The following is a 14,212-nucleotide window of genomic DNA, read 5'->3' as shown; positions in this document are numbered from 1 at the left end:
TCTCTACAGCTTCCTTGGTTGCGAGGCGACGCTGCGTACGGCATCCGCAAAAGCCTGAGCGGCAGCTGTGCAAGCGGATTGGCTGCCTGTCAACAACCCGCCGCCAAAGTTCGTTTCCGTAGGAGGGCCGTAAAATTGTTGAATCGTCACATCCGCCGCTTTCAACGCCGCGTCGAGCCCAAAAACGGCTTCAAGCGGCGGCGCAATCAAATAGGCGAGCGGTTCGCCCTCACGAATTCCCGCCACCTTGGACAAATACGTGCCGGTGCGCGACACGACGTGGGCGTAATACGCATGGGTTCCCTCGTCGTTGAGGGAGTAAAAACATGCGCCGCTCTCCATCAATGCCATCGCAGCATCCAATCCGCTCGTCACTTCCGCTGGCGTCGCGCCGCCAATGATGCCGAGAAATTCGCCGGACAATGGCCCAGAGGCATGGCCAGAGCCTGCATAAAACGATTTGGCATAGACCACCTCAACCGCCGCCTTTTTGGTCGCTTCGTCAATCGCTGTATACCCGACATCATCGATGGTCGAGGTCAACAGGCCTAGGCTGCGGATCTCAGGAGCCAGCTCCAGCTTTTCCGCCAAGCCGGAATCGACGTTAGGGATGATCCGAACCGCAAGCGGCACCGCCCGTATCGGTTGATTTGCCATTTTTTCACCTCCGCTTTCCGTTCGTTGACAATTGAAGTAACAAAAAAGGTGCCTCGTGGCAGAATTACTCCTGCTCTCCGAGGCACCTTTGCCTGTTTGTATTTACTTATCTTTTACTATAAAAGTTAATTGTCAGAATTGCAATTGTTTTCTTCACTATTCTGTTTTGAACTGTTTAACCAGCGATTGAAGGTTTTCTGCGAGCTCCGTAAAGGTTTGCGCATCTGCGGCGATCTGGTTGGCCCCTGCGGCCTGCTGTTGGCTGGACGCGCTGACCTCTTCTGCTCCTGCCGATGCTTCCTCCGTGACGGCCGAAATGTTTTCCATGTCGTTCAAAATGCGCCCGCTCATTTGCATTAGCTCATTGATTGCGGCGTGGATTTGCTGGTTTTGCTGTTCGGCATTATCCACATTCGCAGCGATGTCGTCAAAGGCAGTCCCCGCTTGCTTCACCACAGCGGCACCCTCCGCCATCATCTTCGCCCCATGGGTGGCGGACTCAACGGCGAGACGGCTCTCATGCTGGGTCTGCCTGATCAAGTCAGCGATTTGCTCGGCAGAGTTGCCGGTTTCGTTGGCCAGCTTACGCACCTCTTCCGCGACGACTGCAAAGCCTTTGCCCTGTTCGCCTGCACGAGCTGCTTCGATGGATGCGTTCAATGCGAGCAGGTTGGTTTGCCGCGCGATGGCTGTAATCATGCCGACGATCGAACCGATTTCTTTGGAGTGCCCGTCCAATTTTTCAAGTATGGACGACGTTTGCTGTGTGACCTTTTGCAGCTCTTCCATTTTCGCCATGGCTTCGACGGCGTGGCTGCGGCCGTTCGCTGCCGACTTCTTGCTTTGCTCCGACCCCTCCATGACGCGATCCGCAAAGGTGGCGATTTCCTGGACGGTCGTAATAGCTCGGTTCATTTTTTCAGTAGCGTCCGTCACCGATTCCGCTGTTTCAGCCGTACCCGTTGCCAATTCACCAATCGTCAGTGCAACCTGATCAGCTGCATGCTTCGTTTCCTGGCTCATCATGGCGAGCGATTCGGACGATTGCTTCACTTGCTCGGTCGCGCCGCCAATCTTGCCGATCACATTGCGCATGTTTTCGATCATGACCATGAAGTGGTTGCTCAGGCGGCCAATCTCATCCTGAGAACGGTGCATAAGTTGAATCGTCAAATCACCCTGTGCGACTTTTTCCGTCAGTTCGCTCATTTTTTGCAGCGGACGTACCAAGCGAGTCGTAAATGCGTAAACCCCTACGATCGCGATGACCAAGATGATCGCTGCCGCCAGCAAAGAGATTTGTGCCAGCTCGGTTACTTGCTGGGTGGCCTCGGAAAGCGGCGCGGACATGAACAAAACCCAACCGGTCAACGGAATCGTCGTATAAAAAATGAGTTCGTTTTCCCCGTTAAACGTGTTGTCGGTAACCCCTGTTTCGCCTTTGACGGCGCGGGCCAGCGCTTCTTTTAACGTCGTGGCGCCCGTCTGCGAAATGTTTTGCTTCATGATCGTCGCTTTGTCGCGATTGGCGATCATCAGACCATCTGCCTGCGTCATGAAGGCGGTTCCTCTTTCACCAAGCTTGGCTTTTGCGACCAATTCGCCCATTGTATCGACCGGAATCGTGCAGCCGACCATGCCGACCGTTGACCCGTTTTTCACGATCGGAGCCGCGACCACTACAATTTGGTTGCCGCTTGTCTTGGAAATGAGCAGATCAGAGATCGCGTACGGTTTGCCGCTCATGACCGCTTGAAAATACGCGCGCTCTGCCACATTCACACGGGCCTCAGACGATGTAATTGCTGATCCGTCTTTTGCAGCGACGAACAGCATCTCGTACTCAGGATGTTGTCCTTGCTCAAGCTTCAGGTATTGTTCCTGTTTGGTTTGATCAAAGCCGGTGATTTCTTCCGTCCCCGCCATCGTTTGCAATCGCTCCAAATGGACTTGCAGCCACGCATTGATCTTGTTCTTCAACACTTCCTGCTGGGACGCTGCGTCTTTACGAAAATTCGCTTCCAGGTATGCAGCCGAACGGTCATATGTGAACCAAATTAAACCGATATTCGACACCAATAAAATGGGAATCACTATTAGCAATAATTTCGCACGTATGCTTTTCATTGCCATCCACTCTCCTCCTAAAACAAAAAACGATTTACCAAGTATTACCCCCTTTCACTCAAACTGAAACCTTCCGCTTGTCTTGACTTGCTTACAGGCCGACACTACAATAAGTAGTGCAAGGGGTGCGTGCCATGAAAATTCAAAACTTCAAGTTTCACGAAAGCGGGTTGAACCGGTTTTTCGGCCCATTGGAGGCCAAGATCATGGATATTCTTTGGGATGCTTCTGAAATGAGCATCAAAGATGTGCAAGGACGCATCGACCAGGAAAAAGCCGTGAACTTCAACACGATCATGACGGTGATGAACCGTCTGGTTGAAAAAGGCATCCTGCAAAAAAGAAGCGAAGGCAGGCTGTCGCTGTTTCGGCCGGTTTTGTCCAAAGAAGCGTTTTTGGAAACGCAATCCAAGGAATTGACCCATGACCTGATGGAAGAATTCGGTCCGTTGGCCATCAGCCACATGATTGATGCGCTGGAAGAGGTCGATGATGAGTTGCTCGCCAAATTGGAACAAAAAATCAAGGAACTGAAAAAGGAACGATAGCGGATGTGGGAAAATCGCTCACGAACCATGTATCTATCATGTATGCTTATCGCCGGAACGCTGCTTGTGCAAATCGGCTTTTATGCCGTCCACGTTTTGTTTCATTGGAACATCCATATGAACCTGATCGATGTGTGCGTGCGATTGTTGCACGACCTGGGGCTGCCAGTCATCGGCTTCATCTTGAATTTGGTCGTATTCTCTACCGTCTTTTTGCTGGTGTGGCTTGCCTTGAGCCAGTTTTGGCTAAGTCATCGCGCCAGTCGCAAGTTGATTGCGCTGCGCGAGCCTGCTCTCTCGCAACTGCTCAATCACACCTATTGCAACGGCAAGGACGTTATTATCGCCATTTCCCATCCGGCCCCCGCGGCATTCACAATGGGGTTATTCCGTGCACGCATCGTTCTTTCCACCGGCATGATCCAATTGCTGGACAAGCAGGAGCTTACGGCTGTAATCCAGCACGAAATGTTCCATAAGCTGAAAGGCGATCCAGGCAAAACGTTTGTACTGGGCTTATTCGCATCGTCGATGTGGTACATACCTGCCCTCCGTTGCTTCCGAAAACAATACAGAATTATCCGGGAAGTTCTAGCAGATCGGTATGCCATCAGCCAAACGGGAAGCCCTGTCCATTTGGGCAGCGCGATGTTGAAAATGCTCCGGCTTGAAAAGCAACGGACCTTAGCTTTTTCACACGTCTCATTCGCTGACACATCGATCAATTACCGGATGAAACAGCTGCTCGAACCAGAAACAGAGCTGGCGCTTGCGTACCCGTGGCGTTCCGTCCTGTGTTCCACGCCGATACTGCTGCTACTTGCCGCGATGTTTCTGATCGTCTTTTCTTAATTTTTTTTACCCCTTTACACTACAGTCTGTAGTTTTGGATTCCAACCCCGCCCGATTTGATAAGGAGTGTTTGCCATGCTGCGTTTACGTGTTGTTTCGATTTGTATTTTTTCACTTCCGTTCTGTGCTGCACCCGCCTTTGCCCATGGAGCCGCCGCTTCCGAACCCCGATTTCAGCTGAGCGCCTGGGGCTACGCCTGCCTGTTTTTGCTGATGCTTGCCATCGGCGGATTTGTCGGCGTCAAGCTGGCGGCAAAGCGCCGCAACAAAGAAATACGCGACTCTTTCATCGGCTTCGCCGCGCTTTCGCTAATCGGGACGCTGATCACAGGCATCGTCTGGTTCAATAGCGACACACCGATTGCGTCTCCCGATGTGTCGATCGACGTTCAGACGCTTTCCGACTTGGGCCGCGATCATGTGCAGCCAGGTGAGCCGATCCACTATCCGTCTTATCCGCCGACATCGGGTCCGCACGATCCCGACGATCTCAAATTCGGCTTTTATCAGCAGCCCCAGCGCTTTGAAAACCTTGTGCACAATCTTGAGCACGGTGATATCGTCATCTACTATAAACCGGACCTAGCTGCCGACAAGCTGGAACATCTCAAAGTGTTTACCGATTTGACCAAAAATGCCTCTGGCGTGTTGCTTGTCCCTTACGCGGATATCAAAGGGGAAATTGTCGCGACCGCCTGGACGAAAATGATGGTCCAAGATTCGTTTGATTCGCAAAAGCTGCAAAAATTCATTGCCGTATACATCAACAAAGGGCCGGAAATGCTCGATCCGATGCGAGCAAAGGAATATAAGCAATAAAAACGAAAATCACCCCCCGCTTCCATTTTGGAGTAACGGGGGGTGTCGTTTTATTTGTCGCTGTGTCTGTTCTCGGCCGCTATTTCCACAGCGATTTGATCTTTCTCTGCCTCGGTCAAAACGAGACTGACAAGCGGGAAAAAATAATGATCCTCTTTCTCGATGTGCTTTTTCAGCAAATACGCCAAAAGGTTCATCTTTTGCATCAGCTCTTTGTCCGATTCTTCACTTGGACTCTCTCCCAGCAGCTTGGACACTTCCGCATGCCGATCGCGGATGATCTGATGCTCACTTTTCAGCTTTTTGATCGGACCCGCTTCTTCCGTCGGGATATGATTCGCAAGCTTCGATAAGATGAACTCTTCCTCATAGCGGAAATGATGCTCCAATTCCTCGCCGATTGCATCGAGCGCAGTCCGGTACACGTCACGATCGAATCCCTCGCGCACCTCGTCCATCAACGTGCTCAATTCCGCGTGTTCCGTTACATAAGGATACAGCTGTGGCGAAATGATCGAAAGCACTTGCTTATATTCGTCAGCATTCGCCGGTTGCCAATCCGTTTGTTCTTGTTTTGATCGTGCAAATCCGTTTGCCATCGTATGCATTTCCTTCCATAGGAGATTTGCTCTTATTGTACCCCGCTGGAAGGAGACATGCTGTGATGTAAATCACACCTTTTGTGAGAATGCGTTACGATTCCGTGGACAAAATGCCGCGATAAGAGGCTGTCGCCTGCTTCTTACGTGCCCAGCTTAGCGTACCGTACTCGAAATGCCACCATTCCTCATCATAGTTGGAAAAGCCTTCTTCGATGAGCAAATGATATAGCAGGCGGCGGTTTTCCATCGCTTCGCGCTCTAGGTCTGTAGCCGCGCCGTTTTGTTCAAAATAACGAGTCAGCGCGCGTTCGCTAAAATCGTCAAAATCCGTGCCCATTTCAAGCCAGCCATCCGGCCCTGCCAACGTGAGATCAACCGCACCGCCGCTCAAATGCGGGGAAGGCTTGTCCACATTCGTAGTGGGCTTTGCCACAAAGCGGGAAATCTCTGCCTCCAACGCTTCGCCTTCGTTCCACCCTTGCACAAGCAGCTGGTTTTTTGTCCGGTCATAAAGCTCCTGCTGAACCGCATAGGGACGCCACCCATCCCAAATCACCAGCGAATAACCAGCGGGAAGCTTACTGGCAGCCGTAGCCAGCTTGCGGGCCACGCCTTCCCGGATTAAGCAATCGGGTTTTGCCTGCTGAAAACCAAGGTGATAGTAGTACGGGTATACCTCGATGCCAGGCTCATAGCCGATCAAGGACACGAGCTGCTCGCCGCACTCCTCGATCACAGGCTGGCTGGTTGCTTCTTGTTCCACGATCGCTTCCGGCGGGATCGCCATCGCTTTTTCTTTCATCATCATCATCTCCGTCTGCCCTGATGACTCTATTTTACCATTGCTCACCAAGCATTTTGGCAAGATTTTGATGAGTGTCAGGACGCAGGCCTGCCGCTTCCGCCGCTTTGACCAAAGCCACAACCCGGTCGTTGAACGGTGTCGGAATGCCCAGCTGCCTGCCTTTTTGGCAAATGAGGCCGTTCATCCAGTCGATTTCGGTCGGCAGCCCGCGCTCCAAATCTTGCAGCATGCTTGCCTTGAGCGCTGCATGTGGAGCAAAAACATGGCGATAGATCGGCAGCTTAACAAGGAACGTTTCGCCTGGCGCAAGCGCCAGTTCTTCGAGGTCTTTTCCTTGCATGTGTGTGAGCCGGATGTCTTGGGCGTGCGCCACTTTGATCGTCTCGTCGGCGATTTGCGCGACACACGCCATCGCCCGCTCATCCTCAAGCACATCGCCGAACGTGCAGCCAAGCGCCGCAGACATCCCGCTGAACGTGGCATTGATCAAAAGCTTGGACCATTTGATTGAAAGCAAATTGAAAACGACATGGCATCCGCCGACATGGCCGAGCAGCTCTTGCACGTGACGGATGCGGCTTGAATCGCTTCCATCCAGTTCGCCGATTTCAAACGCGTAGCGAGCTACGGTTTCAAGTGGCGTCGTCAATTGCGAAACACCCGGCCCATTCCATGTCGCGCCGAACCCGACAGCACCGCCGATCACCCGTTCCCGACCAACGATGGCGGCAACCCGCTCTTCCGGCACTCCGTTTTGCAGTGTGCAGACTATGCTATCGCTGTGTAGGAAAGGCAGCAAAGCGGACAGCACCTGCTGATTGTACGTCTGCTTGGTCAAAAGCAGCACCAGATCGTAGGTTCCGTTCATTTGATCCGGCGTATAAGCTATCACCGGCACGGTGCATTCCGTGAAGCCGTTTACCGTCGCTCCATGCCGATTCAAGGCTTCCACGTGCGCTACGTTGGTATCGATCAGCTCAACCGACACTCCCTCACGCGAAAGAAATGCGCCGATGATCGTTCCAAGCGATCCGGCGCCCATAATGGCAGTTCGCACGAAAATCTCCCCCTGCCTACAGTGTTGCGTTTTCGTAAATGACGGACAATCCCATGCCGCCAGCCATGCACAGTGTCACCATACCGTATTTTTCTTTGCGACGGAGCATTTCGTGCATCAGCGTCACAGTCAATTTGCCGCCAGTAGCCCCAACCGGGTGACCCAAGGCGATAGCACCGCCGTTGACGTTCACTTTTGCTGGGTCTAGCTCCAGCCCTTTGATAACTGCCAGCGATTGTGCCGCAAACGCTTCATTCAATTCAATCAGCCCGATATCATCCAGCGTCAAGCCTGCTTTCTCCAACGCTTTACGGGTCGCAGGCACAGGGCCGATGCCCATGATGTTCGGCTCCACGCCAGCACTCGCGAATGCTTTGACGGTCAAAAGCGGCTTTAAGCCATATTCTTCTGCCTTCTCGCGCGACATCATCAATACAGCAGCAGCGCCGTCGTTCATCGGACATGCGTTGCCCGCTGTGACCGTGCCGTCTTTTTGGAAAACAGCCGGCAATTTTGCTAAATCGTCGATGTTCGCTTCCATCCGCACCGATTCATCCTGCTTGAACACTTGCACACCTTTGCGGCTTTTGATTTCAAGCGGAACGATCTCATCGTCGAATTTGCCTGCCGCAATCGCCTGCGCCGCTTTCTGATGGCTCGAAAGCGCGTACAAGTCTTGCTCCTCGCGGCTAATCCCGTATTGGACAGCCAAACGCTCCGCCGTATTGCCCATATGCTCATGCTCCAGGGAGCAGATTAGACCGTCAGACAAGAGCGCATCTTCCATCTCTATATTGCCGAACTTGCTGCCCCAGCGGTTTTTCACCAGGTACGGCACATTGCTCATGCTCTCCACGCCGCCTGCGATGACGACATCTTCCTGACCGGCTCCGATCGCCAAGGCAGCGCTCGTGATCGCCTTCAAGCCCGAACCACACGCTTTGATCACAACATGGCCGTAGACGCTGCGCGGAAAACCGGCTTGCTGCGAGCAAATGCGCGCTGCGTTCAATCCGCCTCCATGCACATACCCATTGCCCAAAATGATTTCATTGACAGCTTCCTTCGGCAAGGTCGTTCTGGCCATGAGTCCTTCTAACACCTGACGTCCCATTTCCGTGGCGGAGAGGGGGCGCAAGCTTTTCCCGAATGCTCCCACTGCGCTTCGTGCGCCTGCTACGATCACAACATCTTTCATGCCGGTCACTCCCTGTTTTTGCGGTTATTTTTGGATACGGGAAAATCGGGCTCTTACAGGACCCGATTCAAAAACTCCCTAGTGCGCTCTTCTTTTGGATTATTGAATATTTCAGCAGGTGGCGCCAATTCAATGATTTTGCCTTGGTGCATGAAAGCTACCCAATCGGCCACCTCTTTAGCGAAGCCCATTTCGTGCGTCACGATGATCATCGTCATCCCTTCGCGGGCCAGCTGCTTCATTGTCTCAAGTACCTCACCGACGAGCTCAGGATCGAGCGCCGAGGTCGGCTCGTCAAACAGCATGATGTCAGGCTTCATGGCCAAAGAACGGGCGATCGCGACACGCTGCTTTTGCCCGCCGGACAAGCTGGACGGATACATGTTCGCTTTGTCGACAAGTCCTACTTTCGCCAGCAGGTGAAGCGCTTCCTTCTTTGCTTCCTCGCGGCTCGTTTTTTTCACGATCATCGGTGCTTCCATCACGTTTTCCAACACGCTTTTATGCGGGAACAGATTGAAATGCTGGAATACCATCCCGACCGTTTGACGCACTTTTGTCAAATCGTCTTTTTTCGGATTGATGCTTTTGCCTTCGATGACGATTTCGCCCGCATCTTTCATCTCCAAAAAGTTGATGCAGCGGATTAGCGTACTTTTGCCGGAACCGCTCGCGCCGATCAGCACGACCACTTCCCCTTGCTTGACCGTCAGATTGATATCTTTCAGGACCTCGACGCTGCCAAAGCTCTTTTTCAGGTTTTGCACACGGATCATTTCTTTTTTCGCTACAGATGTACTCATCGATTCGCCCTCCTAGATGTCGCCTTTGGCCATACGGCGTTCCAATTTGTTGACGAGAATGGTGAAGATCAGCACGATGACAAAATAATAGAGCGCTACGATCAAAAAGTACGTCATTTCGTCAAACGTTTCGGCAGACAGGCGGCGCGCCAGCGAGAACAGCTCGTCCATCGCAATGAAGGCGGCCAGTGACGATTCTTTCAAAGACAGGATGAACTGGTTGCCGAGCGGTGGCACCGAGCGTTTCAGCGCTTGCGGCAAAATGATGCGGCGCATCGTTTGAGCCGCGTTCATTCCAAGTGAAAGTCCTGCTTCGCGCTGCCCTTTATCGATCGACTGGATGGCACCGCGGAAAATTTCGGCGATGTACGCGCCGCTGTGGATCGCCAGCGCGAGCGTCGCGGACCAGAATTGGCCGAGGTCAATCACCTTGTAAAAGCCGAAATAAAGCACGAAAATTTGCACGATCAGCGGCGTACCGCGGATAACGGCGATGTAGCAGTTAGCGATCAGGGAGCCGCCCGGGATTTTGGATACTTTGAGTAGGGCGATAAACAGTCCGATGATCGTCCCGACAATGACCGAGGCGAGCGTCAATTCAAATGTCAAGAGCAGCGGTTTCCAAAAAAACGGAAGCGTCCGGAACAATTCTTCAAGCAAATGGGAAAGGCTTGGCACGATATGTCACTCCTTGCTGAAATGGAATGCACCTACCACCTCCGGCTGTGCGAGATGGTAGGTGTTGAAACGTATTAGTCTTTTTTGCTGATGTCGCGTTTGAAGTATTTTTCCGAGAGCTTCACATACGTGCCGTCTTCATGCATCGCTTTCAGCGCCTCGTTGATTTTGTTCAACAGCTCGGTGTTGCCTTTGCGCACAGCGATTCCGTGTTGTACCTCTGTCAGAGCCGCGCCGCTTTTCTTAATTTTCAAGCCTTGCCCAATCGCGATTTCACCAACGACGCTGTCGGTGATGACCACATCATGCTTGCCTTGCTCCAGTGCGCGCAGTGCGGTTACATCGCTGTCATATGTTTTGATATTGTCTGTATATTGGCGAGCCATTTTTTCATGAGTCGTTCCGAGCGCTACTGCAACTTCCTTGCCTTTCAGCTGGTCGAGCGTGGTGATGTTGCCGTCAGGACGTGTGAACAGCTGACCGCCGGACAAATAGTATGGATCAGCGAAATCAATCTGCTGTTTGCGCTCCTCGGTGATCGCGTGGCTTGCGATCGCAGCATCGTAACGACCTTCCTTCACCCCTGCGATGATGCCGGAGAACGGGGATGTTACCGCATTTGCCTTCATTCCCAGACGCTTGGCGATCTCTTCGCCGATCTCGATATCGAAGCCGGTCAGCTGACCGTCTTTGAAATAGCTGAATGGTTGATATTCACCGGAGGCAGCATATGTGAACACGCCAGCTTCTTTGGTCATACCGGATGCGGCAGCATTGCTTTCGCCGCCAGCCGCTGGCTGTCCGGATGTATTGGATGCGGATTGACCACCACAGCCAACGACCAAAAGTGACATGGACAATAAAAGAGTGGCAACAACACCTGCAGATTTTTTCAAGTTTTTCATGGATTCTTCCCCCTGTTTCTGTTGTGTTTTTTCATCATGAACGTTGCGTTTCTCAGCTCCTTCGAGAAACAGCAACACCCCCTCTCCCATATTTCGCTTCAATCCAGCTGAAGCCGCTCACACAGCTTTAGCGGTGCCGCCGTATACGCGATCACTTGCTCCAGCGTGTGCGGATACATCACTTCTTTTAGTAACAATCCGTCAGGCGTCACTTCGATAACCGCCATCTCCGTGATGATCAGGTCGACACAATCCTTGGCCGTCAGCGGGAGCGTGCAGTTGCGAACGATTTTCGGCTCGTTTTCTGCATTCAGATGATTCATCAGCACAATCACCTTTTGCGCTTTGTGCGCCAGCTCGGTACCTCCACCGATTCCGTGCACCCGTTGGCCAGGCACGATCCAGTTGGCCAAATCTCCGCGGCTGCTCACCTGCAGCCCCCCCATCATCGCTACGTCCAGCATGCCGCGCCGAATCATTCCGTACGCGAGCGTCGTATCGAAAAAGGAAGCGCCTGGCAGTATCGTGACCGGTGAACCACCAGCATTGAACAGATGGGGATCTTCCTCGCCTTTTGGCGGTGTCGGCCCGATGCCCAAAATACCATTGACGGAATGGAACATCACATTCCACTCGTTCGGGATGAAATCGGCGACCAGCTCCGGTATTCCGATCCCCAGATTGACTGCCATCCCCGGCTCGATTTCTTTGGCTGCCCGGCGAGCGATCAGGTAGCGCGTGACATTCCCCTGGCTCATCGCGTTTCCCCTCCGTTTCGCTGCACGATATAGTCCACGTAGATTCCGGGGGTAACGATCATCTCCGGGTCCAGCTCCCCGACCGGGACGAGCTCCTCCACCTCGACGATCGTCACCTCGCAGGCCATTGCCACCAGCGGATTGAGATTGCGCGCCGTTTTGTCAAAAATTAGATTGCCATACGTGTCGGCCCGCTTCGCATACACGATGCCCACATCTGCCGTGAGCGCCGGTTCTACCAAATAGGTACCACCGTTCAGCTTCACCTTTTGCTTGCCGTCTTCCACGATCGTCCCCATGCCCACATCGACGATGATGCCTGGCAGCCCGACGCCGCCTGCGCGAATTTTTTCAGCGAGAATACCTTGCGGGAAAAATTCGATCGTGAGCGTGCCATCCATCATCTGCTGGCCTGCAACCGGATTGGAGCCTATATGTGAAGTGATGAGGGATTTGACTTGGCCGTTGGTGATCAGCCGACCGATTCCCGCATCCGGAAATCCGGCGTCATTGCCGATCAGCGCAAGATCGCGCACCCCTTTATTCATAATTTCTGCAATCAAGTCCGCTGGCGAACCGATCCCGCCGAACCCGCCATACATTAGGCTTGTCCCGTCTGTAATCGTTTCCAGCGCTTCTGACAGGGAAACCATTTTGGAAAACAACGGATTCAATCTCATCCCTCTTTTTGTGTTATCTTGTACACCACACTAGTATTGCAAAAGCCGTGCCAAAATAAAAAACGCTTACAAGACGCGCTTTTTCGACAATATCCAACTTTTTGTCGAATCGAATTCGATTCGCTCCTGAACCGAAATCGGCAGAAATGGCGCATGTTTTCTACTGAATCGATTTCAATTCACGTATTTTCAAAACCGATTCATTTCGGTAGAATACAGATACTTAGTGAGAGACGGGAGAGACCGCCAATGAACAAAGAGGCAGAAATTTTGTCAAAATTCAAGCTGAGCCATCTCATTGACATCTTTAACGTGCTTGCGGACGGCATCTATATCTCGGATGCGATCGGAACCACACTCTGGATGAACAATGCCAGCGAAAATTTGTGCGGGCTGTCCAAATCAGAGCTGATCGGGCGCAATGTTGCCGAGCTGGAATCAATGGGCATCTTTAGTCCCTCGATCACACGCCTCGTGCTGGAAACGGGCAAGACGACCACCACCATCCAGCTGGTGAACAACCGGAGCCGCTACCTCGTCACCGGCTATATCATCCCCGACGAGCATGGCAAGCCCGATTTGATCGTCGCCCATTCGCGCGACATCACCGAGGCGGTGCGGACGAGCTCGCAGCTGGAAGAGACCGTCTCGCTGCTCAGGCGTTACAGCCAGGAGATCGACTTGATGAAACGAGAGGCGCAAAGCAGCATGCCTGCCACGCTGATCGGCAGCAGCCGCTCCTACTTGTCGCTACTCGAGCTGTTGAAAAAAGTGGCCGCTGTCGATACGACCGTCCTGATCACCGGAGAAACCGGGGTGGGCAAAACGTATCATGCCGAACATATTCACAAGCTCAGCGACCGCTGCGACGCGCCGTTCGTACACGTCAACTGTAGCGCAATCCCTGAGTCCCTGATCGAGTCCGAGCTGTTTGGGTATCAAAAAGGGGCGTTTACAGGGGCAAGCCACACGGGGAAAATCGGTCTGGTGAAAATGGCGGAAAAAGGCACGCTCTTTTTGGATGAAATCAGCGAGCTGCCGTTTCATTTGCAATCGAAGCTGCTGCTGCTTTTGCAAAACAAAACCTACATGCCGATCGGCGATACGAAGGCATATACGGCGGATGTGCGGATCATCGCGGCTACCAACGCCAACCTGCTCGATCGGGTGAAGGCCGGCAAGTTCCGCCACGACCTGTATTACCGGCTGAACATCCTGCCGATCAACGTCCCGCCGCTGCGCGAACGAACCGAGGACATTTTCCCGCTGCTCTACTTCTATTTGCAGAAATTCAATATCAAGCACAATCAGGAGCGCAAATTTTCCACTGAGGTGCTCGATGTGCTGCATCACTACGACTGGCCAGGCAATGTCCGGGAGCTGGAAAACCTGGTGGAGCGCATCGTGATTACCGCCAAAAACGTGGAGATTCAAATATCCGACCTACCGGAGGAGCTGCGCGGGATGAGCGCGATCGAGGAAAGCTTGCTGACGCTCGACACCAGCCTGTCACTTACGGAACGGATTGAAAAAATCGAGGCGGAATTGATTTTGCAAGCGCTGAAGACGCACAAAAGCTCGCGGAAGACGGCGCAGGCGCTCGGAATCACGCAATCGCTGTTCATGCGACGGGTGAAGAAGTATGGGATTCAACTGGAGCCGGGAGAGGAATAAGAAAAAGATCCGTAAGAAGGGCCTGCTTGGAGGGCCTTTTTTACGGATC

At 52.8% G+C, this 14,212-nt stretch carries 15 protein-coding genes; 4 read left to right on the top strand and 11 right to left on the bottom strand.

From position 1 onward, the window contains the following. Positions 1-3: 3 nt before the first annotated feature. Both eutL and EDM56_RS08245 read right to left on the bottom strand, forming a co-directional pair. Positions 4-657: an ethanolamine utilization microcompartment protein EutL gene (gene eutL / locus EDM56_RS08250; RefSeq protein WP_122917415.1), complete on the bottom strand. Its 654-nt coding sequence runs from the start codon at positions 655-657 to the stop codon at positions 4-6. A 156-nt stretch (positions 658-813) separates the two neighbouring features. Further along, positions 814-2,790: a methyl-accepting chemotaxis protein gene (locus tag EDM56_RS08245; protein WP_122917414.1), complete on the bottom strand. Its 1,977-nt coding sequence runs from the start codon at positions 2,788-2,790 to the stop codon at positions 814-816. A gap of 128 nt (positions 2,791-2,918) precedes the next feature. Between EDM56_RS08245 and EDM56_RS08240 the strand changes: the two genes are divergently transcribed. The 3 genes from EDM56_RS08240 (at position 2,919) to EDM56_RS08230 (ending at position 5,003) form a co-directional block, all read left to right on the top strand. After that, a complete protein-coding gene (locus EDM56_RS08240; RefSeq protein ID WP_122917413.1) occupies positions 2,919-3,332 on the top strand; it encodes a BlaI/MecI/CopY family transcriptional regulator in 414 nt (137 codons plus the stop codon). 3 nt (positions 3,333-3,335) lie between these two features. Next, positions 3,336-4,184: a M56 family metallopeptidase gene (locus tag EDM56_RS08235; protein ID WP_122917412.1), complete on the top strand. Its 849-nt coding sequence runs from the start codon at positions 3,336-3,338 to the stop codon at positions 4,182-4,184. 75 nt (positions 4,185-4,259) lie between these two features. Beyond that, a complete protein-coding gene (locus EDM56_RS08230; protein ID WP_122917411.1) occupies positions 4,260-5,003 on the top strand; it encodes a thioredoxin-like domain-containing protein in 744 nt (247 codons plus the stop codon). 50 nt (positions 5,004-5,053) lie between these two features. On the opposite strand, the gene EDM56_RS08225 is transcribed toward EDM56_RS08230, so the two are convergent. From EDM56_RS08225 to EDM56_RS08185, 9 genes are all read right to left on the bottom strand, one after another. Beyond that, on the bottom strand, positions 5,054-5,602 hold the full coding sequence (locus EDM56_RS08225) for a hemerythrin domain-containing protein (protein ID WP_122917410.1): 549 nt from the start codon (positions 5,600-5,602) through the stop codon (positions 5,054-5,056). Between the two features lie 94 nt (positions 5,603-5,696). Beyond that, on the bottom strand, positions 5,697-6,416 hold the full coding sequence (locus EDM56_RS08220) for a M15 family metallopeptidase (protein ID WP_246009307.1): 720 nt from the start codon (positions 6,414-6,416) through the stop codon (positions 5,697-5,699). Positions 6,417-6,441: 25 nt separating this feature from the next. Next, entirely contained in the window at positions 6,442-7,467 is a 1,026-nt protein-coding gene (locus EDM56_RS08215; protein ID WP_122917408.1) for a ketopantoate reductase family protein, read from the bottom strand. Positions 7,468-7,483: 16 nt separating this feature from the next. Next, positions 7,484-8,665: a thiolase family protein gene (locus tag EDM56_RS08210; RefSeq protein ID WP_122917407.1), complete on the bottom strand. Its 1,182-nt coding sequence runs from the start codon at positions 8,663-8,665 to the stop codon at positions 7,484-7,486. A gap of 53 nt (positions 8,666-8,718) precedes the next feature. Next, positions 8,719-9,441, bottom strand: coding sequence for an amino acid ABC transporter ATP-binding protein (locus EDM56_RS08205; RefSeq protein ID WP_122917656.1), 723 nt, complete (start codon positions 9,439-9,441; stop codon positions 8,719-8,721). Positions 9,442-9,480: 39 nt separating this feature from the next. Continuing rightward, positions 9,481-10,146, bottom strand: coding sequence for an amino acid ABC transporter permease (locus EDM56_RS08200; protein WP_122917406.1), 666 nt, complete (start codon positions 10,144-10,146; stop codon positions 9,481-9,483). Between the two features lie 74 nt (positions 10,147-10,220). Continuing rightward, positions 10,221-11,051, bottom strand: a complete 831-nt coding sequence (locus EDM56_RS08195; protein WP_246009306.1) for a transporter substrate-binding domain-containing protein — start codon at positions 11,049-11,051, stop codon at positions 10,221-10,223. Positions 11,052-11,149: 98 nt separating this feature from the next. Next, positions 11,150-11,809, bottom strand: a complete 660-nt coding sequence (locus EDM56_RS08190; RefSeq protein ID WP_122917405.1) for a 3-oxoacid CoA-transferase subunit B — start codon at positions 11,807-11,809, stop codon at positions 11,150-11,152. Then, entirely contained in the window at positions 11,806-12,462 is a 657-nt protein-coding gene (locus EDM56_RS08185; protein WP_246009326.1) for a CoA transferase subunit A, read from the bottom strand. The genes EDM56_RS08190 and EDM56_RS08185 overlap by 4 nt, the downstream gene beginning before the upstream one ends. A 276-nt stretch (positions 12,463-12,738) precedes the next feature. On the opposite strand from EDM56_RS08185, the gene EDM56_RS08180 reads away from it, so the two are divergent. Then, positions 12,739-14,163: a sigma-54 interaction domain-containing protein gene (locus EDM56_RS08180; RefSeq protein WP_122917403.1), complete on the top strand. Its 1,425-nt coding sequence runs from the start codon at positions 12,739-12,741 to the stop codon at positions 14,161-14,163. Positions 14,164-14,212 lie beyond the last annotated feature (49 nt).

The organism is Brevibacillus fluminis (assembly GCF_003710825.1).
In the GTDB taxonomy this organism is placed as follows: Bacteria; Bacillota; Bacilli; order Brevibacillales; family Brevibacillaceae; genus Brevibacillus_D; species Brevibacillus_D fluminis.
Note: the sequence above shows the minus strand (reverse complement) of the source record. Positions and strands in the feature narration are given on the sequence as shown.